We start from the raw sequence: 17411 nt of genomic DNA on the forward strand, positions 1-17411 counted from the left end.
TGTTGAAACTAGTTATAAAATTATGCTATTCTCAAGAAGATTTTTCTGTGTCGCTGGTTAAAATTTCTTTAGAGGAAGATTCATTGTGGTAAGTAGATTGAAGAAAACTTGTATGTTGGTTGGCAGCTTACTAGCTTGCTATGGTTATGCTTATTCTGAAGACTCTCCTCAAGTAGTTTCACAAGGTGGGCCTTTGGGAGCAACAAGTATTGGAGATCAAAGTCTTGGTCAACAAGCATCTCAAGGTAGTGCAAATTCAGCTTCTAGCACAGCAAGTTCTTCGCAGCAGTCTAGTGGTAATATCAATGAAAGAGAATTGTTACTAAGTTTACAAAGGCAAGTTCAGCAGCTTCAAGGTCAGTTACAGCAATTGAAGTCACAAGATGGTGGCAGTTTAAAAAATACATCTAATGGCAAGTCATCATTCACTACTTACAGTTCAAAAGTCGATGGTAATCAAACTCCTACTTCTCTTGGCGGCAATGGTGAGAGTAGAGATTTAAGTAAAGCTTTAGTATCAGATAGTAATCCATCTGACATTATGCAGAATGTGAGCGCTAGTGATTCAATTGTTAATTTAGGCGATCAACCTGCTGGAGGTATCTTTAGCTCAAATGGTGGTATTGACGTTGGTGGTGGTCCTGCAATTACAACACAGGGTCAGGTAACTTATTTAGGTTCATACTCCGGTAACAACAGTATTCCTATCGGACAGATATCTTCTAACCTTTTTGCATCTACGCTATTAGGTCAAAGAGAAAAATTTGATGATTATTCTGTATTCTTTGGTGGTTTTATTGAAGCAGATGCTCAAGCATGGTGGGGTAGTGGTATTTCTAAGTGGGATCCTAGTAATAATCGACTTTCTAGTAATGGGCAGAACATATATCTGACAAATGCTAAGCTATACTTCTTATCAAATTTAGGCCACTACGTGACAGCGCAGTTTGACTTTGATACAGATGAGTCTGGAAGCTTTGGTTTAGGTAATGCTTTTGTTATATTTGGTAATCTTGATACCTCGCCATTCTTTGTTACAGCTGGTAGAAATAAACTGACAGTTGGTTCTTATGGTGGTGGTGGTCCTTGGACTAGTGGTGTCACAGGTTTCTTAGAACCAGGATCACCTACAAACGTTTCTATCAACTATAAAGATAGCGTATGGAACGCTGCGGTTGCTGTGTTTGGTTCAGATGATAGGCATGCTAACTTCTCGGCAGGTGTGTTTTATGCAGATAGTTGGACACCAAATTTAGCGGCTGGTTTAAACGTTGGTTATGTATATAATATTGCTGGAGCACAAAATAGCAATATTCAAGATTCATTGAAAGCACTTAACCGTGCAGGAGATACTGTAGGTGCTTTAAACGTTGACGGGAACTTAAGTTATAGTGTCTTCGGAGGTATTTTCCAGATAGGTGCTGGTTGGGCAAGTACAACAAATTCAGAAGAGTTTAATGGTATCGGTACGGGTAATGTATTGGCTGGTGCATGGTATGGAGCACTTAACTATGCAGCTATGATTGGTGGTCGAAATACTAACTTTAACGCGACTTATGGTCAGACTTATAATGCTCAAGCTATTCCAATGAGCACTTCAAATGCTTCACCATCATTTGGTCAAATAGCTACAGGTATTAAAGATCAGCTTATTTTCTCTGCCCAGAGAGCATACTTCGATGATAATGTTTTATTTGGTCCAGAGTATTCTTATCAAAGATTGTATAGCGGCGAGCATATGAATACTATAACGCTGGATATGGCAGTATACGTATAAAATATTTTTATGAATGTTTAAGAAAAATATATATGCTGTCGTATTAGTATTTTTATTTTTTAGTATATCTTATGCTGACGATCAGAATCAGCATCTTGATCAGCAACAGCAGTTGAGTCAGCAAGAAGTTGAGCAATTTGCTAATCAAATTAAATTATTGCAAGCGGAAATTAATAAGTTAAATAAACAAGAAAGTAGCGAAGTTGCTATTGGATTGAGCTCTCAACAAAAAAATACAAATGTTGAATTTGGTGATTTTGATAAAAATGTAAGAGTTAGAGAGCAATATTTGCAAGAGCAAATGGTTATCGGAGCCCCTGCTAATAGCGATAGCGATCAGGTCGATGTCGGAGATCAAGTTAAAATTACTACACAAGGTGAAGTTACTTATGTGGGTTCATTTTCAAGTAATAACACGGTACCAATTGGACAGTTACCTAGTAACCTTTTTGCATCAAGTATTCTTAGACAAAGAGCTTTTTTTGATGATTATGCGATTTTTTTCGGTGGATTTATTCAAACGGATGCTCAGGCATGGAATGGCAGTAATATAACAACAAGATCTGGTGGAACTTTTAATGGTAATGGCGAGAACGTATATTTAACTAGCGCGACACTATATTTTTTGGCAAATCTTGGTCATTATGTAACTGCAAATATGGATTTTGTTGCAGATCAGAATAACAACTATGATCTTCAGGATGCTTTTGTTATATTTGGTAATCTTGATACGACACCGATGTTTGTATCTGTTGGTAAATATAGACCTTCTGTTGGATCATACGGTGGTGGTGGGCCATGGACAAATAGTATTACTGCTAACATGTTTAGACCAAATAGGGTAACCAATGCTGCTGTTAACTATCGTGGAGATACATCAAATGCTAACATTACGCTTTTTGATGCGGAGAATTATGCTACTTTTTCTTTAGCATATTTTGATGCTGTAAAAATTGAAAATCTAGCACAAATTGGTTTTAACTTAGGCTATATACATGATATTAGAGGTGCTAGTAGTCGATTTAATTTTATAAATAGTCGTGTAGGTGAGTTTAATATTGATACGGCAGTAAGTTTCCAGAGTATACCTTTTTTACCTGGGAGTCTAAATCTTGGTGCTGGTTGGGCTACGACTACAACACAAAGTACACAGTATAATGGCTATAGTAATGCTTATGCAGGAGCATTTACAGTGCAGGCTGCTTATACTATGAAATTGTTTGGTAAGGGACAGAATATTAACGCCAGTTATGGGCATTCATATAATGCCGATAATATACCTATGCCATTGTCAGCAGGTGTAGGAACATTCAAGACAGCTTCTGGTATTAAAGATCAAATACTAATATCTACTCAAAGATCTTTGTTTGATGATAATGTTTTGGTTGGTCCAGAGTATTCTTGGCAAAGTTTATATAATGGTCAGAAGATGAATACATTTACTATAGATTTATCTGTATATGTTTAATATAAGCTTTAGCTTTATAAAAAACGATAAATAGAGTAAGATTGGTTATAAATTTATAATATTTAAGATAATAGAGTAATTATGTCTTTTTTAGTTGCAATAGTTGGTAGAGCCAATGTTGGCAAGTCTACACTTTTTAATGTTTTAACAAACTCTCGTGATGCATTGGTTTTTGATTTTGAGGGAGTAACTCGTGATCGTCAATATGGTCAAGCTAAGTATGATGACTTGGATTATTTGGTAGTTGATACCGGTGGTATATCAGATCATGATGCTGGCTTTGATGAATTTATGGCAAAACAGTCACAGATGGCTATAGATGAAGCAAATCTAGTTTTCTTTGTCGTTGATGGTAGGTCAGGTTTGACATCTGGAGATGAGTACGTTGCCAATCTTTTGCGTCAAAAAGACAAAAGAGTTGTTGTCGTTGTAAACAAAGTTGACGGTGTTGAAGAAGAATCAGCAATGGCAGAATTTTATGAGCTAGGCTTTGAGAGGGTTTTTGCAATATCAGCAGCTCACAGAAGAAATACTCAAAAGTTACTTGATAAGTTTCTTAAAAAGCCTTTGAATGGATTTTATCAAGATTATACTCAAACACAAGAACATAAAGAACAACTTCGTCACGGTATACATTTCTCACTTATTGGACGTCCTAATGTGGGTAAATCTACTCTTACAAATAGGATGCTTGGAGAAGATAGGGTTGTGGTTTTTGATATGCCTGGTACTACTATTGACAGTGTTAGCATTCCATTTGAGCGCCATGAACATAAATATACTATCGTAGATACAGCAGGTGTACGTAAAAGAGGTAAGGTCAAGCAAACTCTAGAGAAATTCTCAGTGATTAAAACTCTACAGGCTATACAAGACTCAAATGTTGTAGTTGCAGTAGTAGATGCTAGAGAAGGAATTTCAGATCAGGATTTGAGTTTGATACATTTTGCTATCAAGAATGGTAGAGCGCTTGTGTTAGCTATAAATAAATGGGATGGCATGACTGAGGAAGATCGTAATCAAGTCAAACAGGATTTGAAGCGAAAATTATTTTTCTTAGAGAACTATGTTGATATTCACTTTATTTCAGCATTGCACGGTACAAATGTTGGTCATGTATTTGAGTCTATAGATACTGCATATGCTTGTGCGAATAAGAAAGTAACTACAGCAGATGCAACTCGTCTGATGCAACTTGCAGTAGAGGCGCATTCACCACCAATGGTTGGCAAATTTAGAATCAAACTGAAGTACGCTCATGTGGGTGGGCATAATCCTCCAGTTATTGTTATACATGGTAATCAAGTTAATAGGTTGCCTAACTCTTATAAGAGATATTTAGAAAATTTCTTTAGAGAGGCTTTAGATTTTCGTGGTACTCCTATAGTATTTGAATTTAAGCAGTCAGAAAATCCTTTTGCAGATAGAAAAAATAAGAGAACAAAAGATGAAGGCAGTAAGAGTAAAAAAACTAAATAAAATTGCTGATGAAGTAACGATTAATATTAGTGGTGCAAAAAATGCTCTTCTGCATTTGATCTTTGCAGCTTTGATTCCTGATACTAAAACCAAATTCTCTAATGTACCCACAACTCTTTTGGACTATAAAGGAGCTAAAGAAATATTAGAAAATGTTGGCGCAAATGTTGTTGAGAAAGGCGAGAGTGTAACTATTGATACTAGTTCTATCTCAAATGAGCCTTTAGAGCTTTGTGGTGAGATGACATCTAAAACTAGATGTTCATTAATGTTGTTAGGCTCTATGCTGAAGAAAAAAGGCCGTGTAAGGATTGGTTTCCCTGGGGGGTGTAGCTTTAGTGAGAAGCGACCGTTTGATATACATCTTAATGGATTAGAGGCTCTAGGAGCCGAGGTTAAATTAGCTGATGATTATATAGATGTTATCTATAAAGAAGAAAAAGATGCTGAGTTTAAGATGCCTTTTCCTTCTGTCGGAGCAACTATGAACTTAGTTATGTATGCTGTCATAGGTAGTTCAGAAGTTGTACTTGAGAATGTTGCATTAGAGCCAGAAGTTGTTACTTTAATTGATTATCTAAATCAGAGTGGTGCTAATATTTATTTTGATACTGATAGTAGAAAAATTAGAGTTATAGGTATATCGAGATTATCAGGGTGTAAATTTGAGATAATCTTTGATCGAATCCAAGCTATGACTTATGCTGCTATGGCATATCTGTACAAAACAAATGTTACAATCACCAATATCAATACTCCTGATACTTATAGTATAGAAAAACCTCTTGAGAAGCTTATTAGTATAGGAGCTAAGTGGGAGTATAATCAGTCTAGTCGTAGTATTAAGTTTTTTGGTAAAGATAGTTCTATAAAAGGTGATGATATAATCGCAGCTCCTTTTCCGCACTTTCCTACCGATTTACAGCCAATATATGCAGTTATGCTATTTATGGCAAATAGTTCAAGTACTATTCAGGATACTGTATATCCTGAGCGAATTAATTATGTGTATCAAATTCGTAAGATGGGTTTTAATATTTCAATAGACAATAATCTAATAAAGATTAATCCTATTAATGATTTGAGAAATATACGTTCTGCTGTAATGAGTGTCAAAGACTTGCGTGCGGGCATGGCTTGTTTGATGGCAGGTTCGTTGTTGAATGAGTTTTCAACTATTAATAATGCTCATCAAATTTTTAGAGGGTATAATAACCTTATAGAAAATATGTCTCATTTTATGCATATTGAGATTTTAGATGATAATATTTAGGTAGCAAATGTCAGAGTATATATCTTTAGAGCGGTATAATACATATCGTATTAAATCTTATGCTAAGCATGTTTATTTTCCAAGTAGTGAACAAGAATTATTGCAAATAATAGACAAGCATGATCAAGTATTTTTTCTTGGTAATGGCAGTAATATTATTTTATCAAAAGAGTATTATGATGATGTTGCATTTGTGGTTTTTTGTAAGAATTTTAACTCTTGCACTATTACGGGTAATTGTCTTGATGTACAGGCAGGTGCTTTGTTACAAGATCTTGCATTAGCAACTTATCAAGCAGGTTTAAGTGGTATAGAAACTTTTTATGATGTTCCAGCTAGCGTGGGTGGGGCACTGATTATGAATGCAGGCGCTTATGGTGATGAGATATATACTTATGTTAAAAGTGTTACAGTTTTGGATCTTGAAACTAAACAAATAAAAAAATATCTCAAAGAAGATATAGAGTATGGTTATAGGTACTCTATGTTTAAGTATCTCAAAAATATTTGTATATTATCGGCAGAGTTTGAGTTTGAACCGAAGTCTAAGCAAGATATTAAGGCAAAACTTGATGATATTTATTCACGTAGATTATTAAATTTACCTCAAAAACCAACTGCTGGTAGTGTGTTTAAAAGACCTCAGGCAAATGTACCGGTAGGTGTTATGGTCGAAGAACTAGGACTGAAAGGTAAGAAAATTGGTGGTGCGCAGATATCTCCTAAACATGGTGGAATTATAGTTAATAACGATCATGCAACAGGTCTGGATATATTGCAGCTTATAGAATTTATAAAACAGCAGATTTTAGAACATTATAATATCGAATTGCACGAGGAACAAATCGTTATTTAGTATCTTTAGTTGAAAGCTCTTTTTTATATGTTTAATATCTAATATACTTTGCTTAGGAAAAATATTTTTAATTGATTATGAAAGTAAAGATTTTATCTTCTTTTATTGTGGTATCTTTATTTTTTGGTAGTTCTTTTGCCGATACTATTACAGCTAAAGCTAATCAAGCAGTTGATGTAGATACGAGTGATAATCCATTACGAGACTATGTTCAAAAAACATCTATAAATACCGACTCAGCAATTAATACGGCATCTGCATCATCAAATAACACTCCGATTAGTAAAACAAATCAGGCTGATGATAATGTTCCTAAGGCAAATGATTATGGAGATGCGTTAAGTAGTCTGGTTGATACAAGCGATGATAATTACGACAAGCTAATTGCTGAGGCAAATGCTATTTTAGCAGATAGTACACCATCTGAAACTAAAAAAAAGATTGATGCTTTTAATAAAGAATTAGAAGAAAAATCTAGAAAAGAAAAGGATGGGTTTCTTAGAAGTATAACAAGTAATACTTTGAGTAAAGCGAGCGATATAGTTAATAGTAATCAAATGCAGAAAGTAGATCAGAAATTTGATAAATCCTATAATACATATTCAGAAAAATCATCAGGTGATTATATAAATGAAAATGTTAAAAACTATTATGAGGATTATAAGCCAAAAAACTATGATTATGATGGACTTCTTGAAAGTATCAGTACTCCTAAGGATATTGAAGAGTCTTTCAATGATATAGATGAAGATGATAATGGTAATTTCAAATATAAACTAAAGGATGGTTATCCTATCGAACAGATAACTACAGTGGGATTACTAGATGGAGAACAAAAGCGTTATAAAAAATGTTTAATAATGAAGACTTATGGTGGTGGTACATGGAGAACATATTGTCAGCCTCTTAAAAAACCTACCAAATGTCCTGATTATGACTGGCAACAGCTATCATCCATGTCTATCATGTATTGTTAAGTAGAAGTATTTTAGTTTTTCTTAAATTCAGTTATTTGCTTTTTGAGCTCGTCAAGACTTATCCTGTTAGGATTTGCGCGTAGAGCAGTATTATTATTTTCACTCTTTCGAACTGCATAACCATATAGAGCTTCTATTTCTAATTGTAGGTTTTGCTTAAATTTATTAATAAAAGTATTCCACATATTTTTACCAGTCAAACAAGTATGCATATTTGTATCTGCTAGAGGCTCATTGAGATGTCTAATATCTTCAAAGACAGTATTAGTGTTCTCATAAGTAAATGTAATAAGATCTGATTCGATAGCAGGGGTTTTGTATCTGCTAGTTTGTAAGGTATTACCCCATGTTAGAAGATCTATCATATCATTTGTATGCTTTGACTTACTAATAGTTGCAAAAGCTTTTTTCATGGTAGTAAAAGATTTATTACCAAAGGTCGAAAATAACAGGATACCATCATCATTTAGTAGCTCATAGTAGTCATCTAATTCTTGAGCTAAATTATCGGTTAGATGGATAATACTATTTGATATAATTATATCGAAAGATTGGATCTTATCTTGGTTTTTATGTATTCTTGCATTAGGAAAGCGACTTTGTAAACTGTTTAAATAATCATCATCACGATACCCAGTTATCAAGATATCTGATGGATTAAGCTTTATGAAGTCAAGTCTTTTGAGTAGTCTATGAGCTATCTCATTTTTAATAAAAGATTGTCGATATAACTTTCTGTTGGATATTCTATTTAAGAAGAGATTATAATTAAACATAAGTGATCGCAATAACATATTTGTATGAAGATTATAACAAAAATACTGCAAATACTCTCTATTCAGAATAGTTTATTATGTAGACAGTCAGCGGAAGATATAGTTTGTAATTACTGTTTACATAATCTAGAAGAAGACTTGAATACACAGAGGTACAAGTTAGATTTTAATATTGAGTATGATTACTATCGTCTACTTAGTTATACTACAGAAGTTAGATATTTATTGCAAAAATTTAAGTTTCAAAAAGATTTGTTAGTGACACAGGTGTTCAATAAGCTTATGCAGAAATGGTGGGATAAAATGGCAAATATCTATTTCTAAGATGTAGATCCCATTGCTACAGTACCAATACACAGACTTAGATATATCTACAGAGGATTTAATCAATCTGAGCTTCTTGCTAGCGAATTGGCAGAATATGCTGATATTAAAACAGTGTTTTCAAATTACTCGCGTATCAAATATACAAAGCCACAAGCTAAGTCATCCAAACAAAAAAGAGCTTCACAAATAAAAAATGTATTTAAACTCAACCAGCCAATAAAAGCTAAGCATCTTTTAGTTTTTGATGATGTGTTAACGACAGGGGCAACGATTAGAGAATTTATAGGAACTATATAAGAAGGTAGTCAAATTGATAAAATATCTATAGTTACTCTCGTCCGTCCCGACTAATTTAGCTGGTGATTTGAAAACACCTACCAATAATAAAAACTTATTCAAATAATAAAATCAATATATTCAACAAAGTTGAATTGTCATGTAATAATATTCTTATAAATTAGAAAAGTTTACAAAAAAGATATTAAAATGAAAAAGTTAATTTTATCAGTATTTTCAGTTATAGGATTAATAAATATAAGTTTTGCTAGTGGTTTACATGAGATAAACAGTTTCTCAAGTAGCTCATTTCCACCACCAGTGATGATATTAGTTGAGTAAAGTCTACTCAGGAAGTTTGAGTTTGATTTTACCACCTAGAATATGAACATGAATATGAAAAACCATTTGGCCACCTTCTTTACCTGTATTAAAAACGCTTTTAAATCCTTTCAAACCTAGAAGCTTAGCAACCTTAGGAATGCTTAACATAAATTTACCCATAAGCTCTTCGTCTTGCTCTGTTAGCTCATTTAGGCTAGCTATATGTTTTTTTGGAATAACTAAAACATGAATGTCAGCAGCTGGATTGATATCGTGAAAAGCAAAAACATTTTCATCTTCATAAACTTTCTTTGATGGAATCTCGCCAGTAACTATCTTACAAAAAATACAATCAGACATCTATTTCTCCTTTTTGAAAATATAATAAGTTAAACAAACAACACCTGCTATCAATATGATTGTACTGTGAGTAGTAATTAAACTCTTTAATTTAGTCAGAGAGTTAGTATCTTTAGTTACACTTGCTATAGCTCCTGTAGCTATTAACACAATACTTGCACCCAATGCAAATCGGTGCCTTTTCTTTGGCTCTTTAGTTTCACTAACCTGGCTAGGTGATGATGTTTTTAAATTCATCTGTGTATGTTGTAATATATCAAATACCATACGTGGTAGCTCTGGTAGCTTATCACTAACTCTAGGCATATTTTCTAGCGAACGATGGTAAAAACCTCTCAAACCCATTTGTTCTTTCATCCATTTCTCTAATATTGGACGAGATGTTTCCCATATGTTAAGTTCTGGGCATAGTTTTTGTCCAAGGCCTTCAACATGAAATAGAGTTTTCTGTAATAATGTAAGTTGAGGTTGTATATTCATATTAAAACGACGAGCGACAGCAAATAGCTGCATCAAAGTATAGCCTAGTGAAATCTCTTTCATAGGTTTTTCAAAAATCGGTTCACAAACTGTTCTAATAGCAGACTCTAGTACATCTTCACGCGTATCACTGGGGACCCAACCTGACTCTATGTGTAGTTCGGCTACTTTACGATAATCACGTTTAAAAAAAGCCAAAAAATTACCTGCTAAATAACGCTGGTCATCGCGATTAAGTGTGCCAACAATACCAAAGTCGATAGATATGTATTTTGGATCTGCTGGATTTGTGACATCTATAAACATATTTCCAGGGTGCATATCTGCATGGAAGAAGCAGTTATCAAATACTTGAGAGTAGAATATTTCTACTCCACGCTGTGCTAACAGGCGACGGTCTACTCCTAAAGCATCGAGGGTTTCGATATCAGATACTTTCACACCACTGACACGTTCCATAACCATAACTGTAGAGCTAGTATATTCCCAGTATATTTTAGGTACATAATGGATAGTTGAGCCCTCAAAGTTTCTGCGTATTTGAGATGCATTAGATGCTTCGCGCACTAGATCAAGCTCATCAAAGAAACTTTGATTAATTTCTTTGACAATTTCAATAGGCTTGAAACGCTTAATTTCTTTTAGTTTGCTAAGTAGTGTTGCAAAGAAAAGCATCAAAGAAGTATCAAGTTTTAGGATTTTTTCTATACCTGGTCGTAATACTTTAACTACGACTTTTTCATCATTTTGAAGTACTGCACCATGAACTTGAGCAACCGAAGCAGAAGCCAGCGGAGCACTTTCAAAGCTTTTAAATATTTCATCTATAGGCTTTTTTGCGGCCTTTTCAATCTGTTGAGATGCAATATTATTATCAAAAGGTGGCACGTTATCTTGAAGCTTAGAGACTTCTTTTATAACGTCAGGAGGAAGGAGATCTGCACGTACAGATAACGCTTGTCCAAACTTAATAAATATAGGTCCAAGCTTCTCTAGTGCCTCTCTAATCCTAACGCCATGCTCTAGTTTGCGTATTCTAGGAGAATAGTAAAATGGATTTATTAAAAGTATAAGCCTAAGACTTTTTATCTTAGTTGCTCGGATTGGTTCATTGAGAAGGTAGTATCTATTTATAATATAAAAAATATATATAAGTCTTAGAAATTTTCTAATCATTGTATAAGCCTTGTAATAAGTTTAGTTTGGCTTCTATTCTGTCAGTAGTTTGTTTTAGCTCTTGAACTTGACGATAAAAAATATTTATCTCATTTTGTGATATTAATGTTCTTTTTTCTTCAGTTAAAAAATCTTTAATATAAACTATAGTTTCTTGACGTGATGTTTTAAGGTATTCTTTCGCTTTAGTAAAAGGTTTGGCTATTATTGCTGAAAATTCTGGGCTAGCAATCTCAGATATCTTATAAACTAAATCAATATCAATAGCGCTTATGAACTTATTAAACTCATTTAGGTCTTTAAGACTACCTTGATAATCAAGCTTGTTAGCAATTATAAGTTCTTGGAGATTTTTATTAAATATTAATTCAAGAATATAAGCAAGTTTACCTTTTAGCACATTTTTAGAATGCTCATCAGTTACATGGATTTTTGATTTCTCAACTTTTAATGTAACCGCAAAATCAATGTCAATAATCTCTACCCTTAATGTTTTATTATTAAGGGGTAGTAGCAAGCTACTCATTTGTGGGTCAAGTTTAGATAATAATATTAGGGCTCTATCTATTATTTGAATCATCTTAGTATTTATATCCAATATGTAACGCTACGATTCCACCAGTTATATTTTGATATTCAACATTATCAAATCCAGCATCATACATCATTTGTTTTAGCGTTTCTTGATCTGGATGTTTGCGGATTGATTCAGCCAGATATTTATAACTTTCAGCATCTTGAGTGATGATTTTGCCTAAAAAAGGCAAAGCTTTGAAAGAATATTCATCATAAACCTTAGATAGCATAGGTACTATAGGTTTTGAGAATTCTAGTACGAGTAATCTTCCTCCTGGTTTTAGTACTCTACACATTGATGCTAGAGCTTTAGTTTTGTTAGTTACGTTTCTCAAACCAAAAGATATTGTTATACAGTCAAAATAATTATCAGGGAATGGAAGACATTCAGCATTAGCCTGAACATATTCGATATTACCTACACACCCCTTATTAGTAAGTTTCTCTTTACCTACTTCTAACATTGATGAGTTGATATCACTTAAAACTACTTTACCCTGTGAACCTACCATTTGACAGAATTTATATGCTAAATCACCAGTTCCACCTGCTAAGTCAAGGACTTTATCTCCTTTGCGCGCCCCAGTCTTTGCGATAGTTTGTTTTTTCCAGATACGGTGAATACCAAAAGACATTAAATCATTCATTAAGTCATATTTATCTGCTACAGAGTGGAAAACTCTGGCAACTTTTTTTTGTTTTTCTTCCCAAGGTACTTCTGTAAAACCGAAATCTGTTGTTTTATTCTCTTTAGACATTTAAACTAAAATCATAATATTAAGATATAATTTCATTATAGCAGAATATCAAGTATTTGTATTGGCAAGATACCATTAAATAAGGGAGGGAGTGTGACTATGTATATATTATCTGGAGATATCGGTGGAACTAATACTAGGTTAGAGGTTTCTCTTCTAGAAGATGGTTTAACACAGAGCATTGCTATTAGAAAATATAAAGGAGCGAACTTTAATTGTTTGTCTGATATTATTGATAAGTTTTTACTAGAAGTTGATCTAGTGGGGCAGATTGATTCTGTGTGTCTTGCTGTTGCTGGATTTGTCGCAAATGGAGAAGTTCAAGTAACAAATTTGCCATGGTTAGTCTCAGAGCAGTATATCTCAGAAGGTCTTGGGATAGATAAAAGTAAAGTCAAAGTTATAAATGACTTTGAAGCTATAGGTTATGGTATAGAATCTTTAGATAGAGAAAAAGATCTCATTACCCTTCAAGACGGTAAAAAAGATGATAAAACATTATGTGCTGTGGTCGGTGCTGGTACAGGCCTAGGTATGTGTCTAGTTAGTTATGATAAAGATCATAATCCTAGAGTGTACAAAACAGAAGGTGGTCATGTTGACTTTTCACCAGTTGATGATGAGCAAATTCAACTCTTTAGATTTATGCGTAGAACTTTTCATCGTATATCACCAGAGAGATTTTGCAGTGGCTATGGCATTTTCAATATATATAAGTATGTTGTACGTAATCCTTTATATGATCAGCTAGAGTGTCAATCACTACGAAGAGAATTATTTAGCGTATCAGATTCTGATAAAGCAGCAGTTATTGTTAAGTATGCCATAGAGCATAGAGAACCCTCTGCGTTGAGAACTATAGATATATTTTTAAGTATATATGGATCAGTGGCAGGTAATTTAGCATTATCAAGTTTACCTTTTAGAGGGTTGTACATTGCGGGAGGTATTGCACCTAGACTTATTAAACAAATCAAAGAAAGTAAGTTTTTAGAGAAGTTTAGAGATAAAGGTAGAATGTCTAGTATGATGAAAGATTTCCCTGTTCATATAATTATGAATACGGATGTCGGTCTAATTGGTGCGCGTACCTATGCGGCGGGATTAGTTAAAGTAGAGTAAAATTATTTTTTTTCTTTGAGATATTTTGATAATCTCATTATTCCTAGATATATTAGATAGGCCGCTACACATCCAGCTATCAATATATAAAAGGCTGCGAAAGTCAAAAAAATACCAACTAATATAGCTAATTCAGTAATAAAAAATATAGCTAGTATAGCAATTAGGCAAATACATCCAAATATATTGCGATATTTACAGATCCTATTTGCTGGATTGGGTTCTTTATTTATATTTAAGCTTTCCTGATTCATATTATTTATACATCGTTGTAATGTATCAATTATACAGTTGATAATTATTCCAATGCAAATTAAATGTTAAAATTATCTTTTGATATGTTTTGATAAATAAATAGATTGAATTATTAAGAAAATAAAGGTTATACCAAGAAGACCAAAAAGTTTAAAGTTCATCCATATATTAGTTGAAAAAAAGTAAGCAACAAATAAGTTAAGAGTCCCCAATACTGTAAAATAAGCACCCCACATATTATTAATTTCTCTCCATTTATGTCTTTTTAACTCTACAGCTTCTTTGAGAATTTTTTGCATTGGAGTTTCTTTCATGGTGTATGTTGATATTATCAAGCCAATTCCTATTAGCCAGTTGATTATACTAACTTTCCATTTGATAAATTCTTCATTATGGAAGTATAAAGTTGCTCCACCAAATACTACAACAAGTACAGCTATTAAAATTTGTGCTTTAGCAATTTTTCTATGAGCAATATACTCCCAAATTACTTGAGCAACTGTAACTATAATCAGTGCAGCAGTAGCATAAAAAATATTATAGATCTTATAAACTGTAAAAAATACGATTGCTGGTAGCAAATCATTAATCATTTTATTCATTTGTATTAATGTTAAGAGTTGTATAATGTCATAAAAGTATAACTCTTGTTGTTAAGATAATGAAGAAATTAATTGAACTATATAGTTATGGTAATAATGTTGCTGAATTAAAAGAGATAGCTAATATTTTGGATAATGATGGTGTTCTTGCTGTACCAACTGATTCAGGATATGCTTTAGCTTGTAGGATGAAATCAAAAAAGGCTATAGATAAGATCATCAAAATACGTGAATTAGACGGAAAACATAATTTTACTTTATCTTGTAAGGATTTATCGGAAATATCTGAATATGCAAAAGTTGATAATAGCGCTTATCGAATTCTAAAAAGATATACACCGGGACCTTTTACTTTTATTTTAAATGCAACAAAAAAGGTATCATCATTATTGGTTACTAAATCTAAAAATACAGTCGGTATAAGGGTAAGTGAGCATTATGCTCTTCAGGCAATATCAGCAGAAATTGGTGAGCCATTAGTGATTGGGAGCTTTATTTTACCTGGGCAAGATCATGTTATTACCGATTGCTCAGTTATTGATGATGAAGTTATGAATTATATAGATGTGGTTATAGAGTCGGATTATTGTGGTTATGAGTCAACTACAGTTGTGGAAATGCTTGAGTTGCCATATCAGATTTTAAGACAAGGTGCTGGAGAAATAGATCTCTAATCCTAGATGTCATAGATATTGAATATTAATAAGATAGTTAAATATGAACTCTTACAAAACTATATTTGAAAATTTAGAGTTTGAAATTTCACCAATAAAAAAATCTCCTTTATATCTTTTGTCTACAAGGTAGCTAGTCACGAAGAAGTGCTAGAGGCAATAGATAATGCAAAGATTATTTATCCTGGAGCTAATCATTATTGCTGGGCATACTCTTTGGTAGATAATAATCAGCTTAGATTTAGTGATGATGGTGAGCCAAATGGTTCGGCGGGTAAGCCAATACTTTCACATATTCAAGGTCTTGGTATATCAAATGTTTTGATTGTGGTCGTAAGATATTTGGGGGGGACAAAGCTTGGTGTGGGTGGACTTGTTAGAGCGTATGGGCAGGCCGTTAAAGAAGGGTTGGCTTTAGCCAAAATTATCGATGTAGAGCCGCAGAGTGAAATTTTAATAGAATATGATTACTCAGAAACAGCAAATATCGATAATCTACTAAATCGCTATAATATTCAGATTATAAAAGAGAACTATTCTAATTTGATATCCAAAGTTATCAAGATATGTACATCCGAAAAATCTATCTTCTTAGACGAAATTACAAATATAACCAAAGGTAGAGTAAAAACGTTAGAGTACTAAATTATTTGGGTTTGAACTCTACTATTACGAATAAGCATATATATAAATGAGCCAAGTAAGCAAATAACCCCACTAAATATAAATACAAATATAAAATTATCATTTGTTGATTGTAGTATTATCCCAGTAATAAGCGGGGTAAGTCCAGCACCAACAAAATTAGCAAAATTCTGTAATCCACCAATTGTTCCTACTAAGCTATATGGAGAGATATCAGCGACTAATGCCCATGTTGGAGATATCCGTAGCCCCAAACAGAAAATAGTAACACTAATTACACATACAGTAATAAAGATGTTGTCTATAAATGGTAGTGCTAAGATTGCTATAGATGCAACTAGACATCCGATGATTATAGGTGTTAATCGTGAAAATACTGCTGTAAATCCTTTTTTTATCATAAGATCGGATACTATACCACCTAACATTACTGAAGCCATTCCTGAAATAAAAGATATAGATGTTGCTATACTCATTTGAGAAAGGCTTAGGTGTTTTACTTTAATAAAATAAAAAGGTAACCATGTTAGAAATAACCAGTAAGCGTAAGATGAACATAGATTTCCTATACATAAAAAACTACATTCTTATTCTTTAGCGCATCAGAGATAGAAACCTTTTGAGTCTTTTTGTAAGTTGGTCTACATTGAGTAGTTTCTTCTGTATGTAGAAGTTTCCAACCTAACGCAGCTAGCAATCCGATAATACCTAGCAAAATAAACATACCTCGCCAATCTAATCAGTAGCATTAAACCAACTAGGATTAATGGTGCTAGGATGTTTGCTAATCTAGGACCTAGAGCAACTATTGATGACATTAGTCCCATTTGAGAACTTGGAAAACGATGTTGTATTATTCTAGTAGCAACTATGAAAAAGGGGGCTTCTGCGAGACCGAGTAATATCCGTGTTAGTAATATTGAATAAAACCCTATTACTAAGCCTCCTAATACACAAGCTACAGACCATGCAACCATACTTATTAGCGTTACTTTATTTACACCAAGACGATCAACCATGTATCTCGCCGGTAGACTAGCGATAGCATACGGCCATATAAATGCTGATAACAATATTCTCATTTCTGTTGGTGTTATATTAAAAGCATTAGCAATTTCTGTATTTGCAATACTTAGAGTAGATCTGTCAATATAATTTAATAATGCTAAAAAGAATAATAGAAAAATTATTAAAATATTATAGTAGGATTTTTTCATTACTAAATACTTA

At 33.2% G+C, this 17411-nt stretch carries 16 protein-coding genes and 3 pseudogenes; 11 read left to right on the forward strand and 8 right to left on the reverse strand.

Features of this window, described 5'->3' with window-relative positions; genetic code table 11:
- Positions 1 to 85: 85 nt before the first annotated feature.
- From FNO12_RS02200 to FNO12_RS02225, 6 genes are all read left to right on the forward strand, one after another.
- Positions 86 to 1777, forward strand: coding sequence for a DUF3573 domain-containing protein (locus FNO12_RS02200; RefSeq protein ID WP_041257280.1), 1692 nt, complete (start codon positions 86 to 88; stop codon positions 1775 to 1777).
- 13 nt (positions 1778 to 1790) lie between these two features.
- Complete coding sequence (locus FNO12_RS02205) at positions 1791 to 3245, forward strand: DUF3573 domain-containing protein (protein ID WP_014714512.1); 1455 nt, start codon at positions 1791 to 1793, stop codon at positions 3243 to 3245.
- An 81-nt stretch (positions 3246 to 3326) separates the two neighbouring features.
- Positions 3327 to 4724 carry a ribosome biogenesis GTPase Der gene (gene der, locus FNO12_RS02210; protein WP_014714513.1) on the forward strand — a complete coding sequence of 466 codons (1398 nt, stop codon included), beginning with the start codon at positions 3327 to 3329 and terminating at the stop codon, positions 4722 to 4724.
- Positions 4693 to 5997: a UDP-N-acetylglucosamine 1-carboxyvinyltransferase gene (locus FNO12_RS02215; RefSeq protein WP_014714514.1), complete on the forward strand. Its 1305-nt coding sequence runs from the start codon at positions 4693 to 4695 to the stop codon at positions 5995 to 5997. Before der ends, FNO12_RS02215 begins: the two co-directional genes overlap by 32 nt.
- Before the next feature lie 7 nt (positions 5998 to 6004).
- Positions 6005 to 6853: a UDP-N-acetylmuramate dehydrogenase gene (gene murB, locus FNO12_RS02220; RefSeq protein WP_014714515.1), complete on the forward strand. Its 849-nt coding sequence runs from the start codon at positions 6005 to 6007 to the stop codon at positions 6851 to 6853.
- A 77-nt stretch (positions 6854 to 6930) separates the two neighbouring features.
- Positions 6931 to 7830: a hypothetical protein gene (locus FNO12_RS02225; RefSeq protein WP_014714516.1), complete on the forward strand. Its 900-nt coding sequence runs from the start codon at positions 6931 to 6933 to the stop codon at positions 7828 to 7830.
- Between the two features lie 11 nt (positions 7831 to 7841).
- Here FNO12_RS02225 and FNO12_RS02230 read toward each other — a convergent pair whose 3' ends face one another.
- A complete protein-coding gene (locus tag FNO12_RS02230; RefSeq protein WP_174805267.1) occupies positions 7842 to 8606 on the reverse strand; it encodes a methyltransferase domain-containing protein in 765 nt (254 codons plus the stop codon).
- Between the two features lie 24 nt (positions 8607 to 8630).
- On the opposite strand from FNO12_RS02230, the pseudogene FNO12_RS11460 reads away from it, so the two are divergent.
- Both FNO12_RS11460 and FNO12_RS10100 read left to right on the forward strand, forming a co-directional pair.
- Positions 8631 to 9230: pseudogene (locus tag FNO12_RS11460) on the forward strand (ComF family protein).
- 189 nt (positions 9231 to 9419) lie between these two features.
- Entirely contained in the window at positions 9420 to 9551 is a 132-nt protein-coding gene (locus tag FNO12_RS10100; protein ID WP_014714518.1) for a hypothetical protein, read from the forward strand.
- A 3-nt stretch (positions 9552 to 9554) separates the two neighbouring features.
- Here FNO12_RS10100 and FNO12_RS02245 read toward each other — a convergent pair whose 3' ends face one another.
- The 4 genes from FNO12_RS02245 to ubiE are packed head-to-tail and all read right to left on the reverse strand — an operon-like array spanning position 9555 to position 12883.
- The gene (locus FNO12_RS02245) at positions 9555 to 9893 is read right to left on the reverse strand and encodes a histidine triad nucleotide-binding protein (RefSeq protein ID WP_014714519.1); all 339 of its coding nucleotides are present in this window, start codon (positions 9891 to 9893) and stop codon (positions 9555 to 9557) included.
- Entirely contained in the window at positions 9894 to 11549 is a 1656-nt protein-coding gene (ubiB, locus tag FNO12_RS02250) for a ubiquinone biosynthesis regulatory protein kinase UbiB (RefSeq protein ID WP_014714520.1), read from the reverse strand.
- Positions 11542 to 12129 carry a ubiquinone biosynthesis accessory factor UbiJ gene (locus FNO12_RS02255; RefSeq protein WP_014714521.1) on the reverse strand — a complete coding sequence of 196 codons (588 nt, stop codon included), beginning with the start codon at positions 12127 to 12129 and terminating at the stop codon, positions 11542 to 11544. The genes ubiB and FNO12_RS02255 overlap by 8 nt, the downstream gene beginning before the upstream one ends.
- Before the next feature lies 1 nt (position 12130).
- A complete protein-coding gene (ubiE, locus tag FNO12_RS02260) occupies positions 12131 to 12883 on the reverse strand; it encodes a bifunctional demethylmenaquinone methyltransferase/2-methoxy-6-polyprenyl-1,4-benzoquinol methylase UbiE (protein WP_014714522.1) in 753 nt (250 codons plus the stop codon).
- A 99-nt stretch (positions 12884 to 12982) separates the two neighbouring features.
- On the opposite strand from ubiE, the gene glk reads away from it, so the two are divergent.
- Entirely contained in the window at positions 12983 to 14005 is a 1023-nt protein-coding gene (gene glk / locus FNO12_RS02265; protein WP_014714523.1) for a glucokinase, read from the forward strand.
- A 2-nt stretch (positions 14006 to 14007) separates the two neighbouring features.
- Here glk and FNO12_RS10105 read toward each other — a convergent pair whose 3' ends face one another.
- Positions 14008 to 14259, reverse strand: coding sequence for a hypothetical protein (locus FNO12_RS10105; RefSeq protein ID WP_004286390.1), 252 nt, complete (start codon positions 14257 to 14259; stop codon positions 14008 to 14010).
- 72 nt (positions 14260 to 14331) lie between these two features.
- Positions 14332 to 14862, reverse strand: coding sequence for a septation protein A (locus FNO12_RS02275; RefSeq protein ID WP_030003368.1), 531 nt, complete (start codon positions 14860 to 14862; stop codon positions 14332 to 14334).
- Between the two features lie 59 nt (positions 14863 to 14921).
- Here FNO12_RS02275 and FNO12_RS02280 point away from each other — a divergent pair, with 59 nt between their 5' ends.
- On the forward strand, positions 14922 to 15536 hold the full coding sequence (locus tag FNO12_RS02280) for an L-threonylcarbamoyladenylate synthase (protein ID WP_014714525.1): 615 nt from the start codon (positions 14922 to 14924) through the stop codon (positions 15534 to 15536).
- Between the two features lie 43 nt (positions 15537 to 15579).
- Positions 15580 to 16181, forward strand: a pseudogene (locus FNO12_RS02285) (YigZ family protein).
- Here FNO12_RS02285 and FNO12_RS02290 read toward each other — a convergent pair.
- Positions 16178 to 17398: pseudogene (locus FNO12_RS02290) on the reverse strand (MFS transporter). The pseudogenes FNO12_RS02285 and FNO12_RS02290 sit on opposite strands and share 4 nt — an antisense overlap.
- Positions 17399 to 17411 lie beyond the last annotated feature (13 nt).

Origin of the sequence: Francisella orientalis FNO12, assembly GCF_001042525.2 — a bacterium.
Taxonomy (GTDB): Bacteria; Pseudomonadota; Gammaproteobacteria; order Francisellales; family Francisellaceae; genus Francisella; species Francisella orientalis.

Bases quoted from the DNA above. Each gene is read 5' to 3' on its own strand.
- ubiE (WP_014714522.1), bottom strand. From the start codon at position 12,883: ATGTCTAAAGAGAATAAAACAACAGATTTCGGTTTTACAGAAGTACCT.
- FNO12_RS02275 (WP_030003368.1), bottom strand. From the start codon at position 14,862: ATGAATAAAATGATTAATGATTTGCTACCAGCAATCGTATTTTTTACA.
- FNO12_RS02225 (WP_014714516.1), top strand. From the start codon at position 6,931: ATGAAAGTAAAGATTTTATCTTCTTTTATTGTGGTATCTTTATTTTTT.
- FNO12_RS10100 (WP_014714518.1), top strand. From the start codon at position 9,420: ATGAAAAAGTTAATTTTATCAGTATTTTCAGTTATAGGATTAATAAAT.
- murB (WP_014714515.1), top strand. From the start codon at position 6,005: ATGTCAGAGTATATATCTTTAGAGCGGTATAATACATATCGTATTAAA.
- ubiB (WP_014714520.1), bottom strand. From the start codon at position 11,549: ATGATTAGAAAATTTCTAAGACTTATATATATTTTTTATATTATAAAT.
- glk (WP_014714523.1), top strand. From the start codon at position 12,983: ATGTATATATTATCTGGAGATATCGGTGGAACTAATACTAGGTTAGAG.
- FNO12_RS02230 (WP_174805267.1), bottom strand. From the start codon at position 8,606: ATGTTTAATTATAATCTCTTCTTAAATAGAATATCCAACAGAAAGTTA.
- FNO12_RS02245 (WP_014714519.1), bottom strand. From the start codon at position 9,893: ATGTCTGATTGTATTTTTTGTAAGATAGTTACTGGCGAGATTCCATCA.
- FNO12_RS02280 (WP_014714525.1), top strand. From the start codon at position 14,922: ATGAAGAAATTAATTGAACTATATAGTTATGGTAATAATGTTGCTGAA.
- FNO12_RS10105 (WP_004286390.1), bottom strand. From the start codon at position 14,259: ATGAATCAGGAAAGCTTAAATATAAATAAAGAACCCAATCCAGCAAAT.
- der (WP_014714513.1), top strand. From the start codon at position 3,327: ATGTCTTTTTTAGTTGCAATAGTTGGTAGAGCCAATGTTGGCAAGTCT.
- FNO12_RS02255 (WP_014714521.1), bottom strand. From the start codon at position 12,129: ATGATTCAAATAATAGATAGAGCCCTAATATTATTATCTAAACTTGAC.
- FNO12_RS02215 (WP_014714514.1), top strand. From the start codon at position 4,693: ATGAAGGCAGTAAGAGTAAAAAAACTAAATAAAATTGCTGATGAAGTA.
- FNO12_RS02205 (WP_014714512.1), top strand. From the start codon at position 1,791: ATGTTTAAGAAAAATATATATGCTGTCGTATTAGTATTTTTATTTTTT.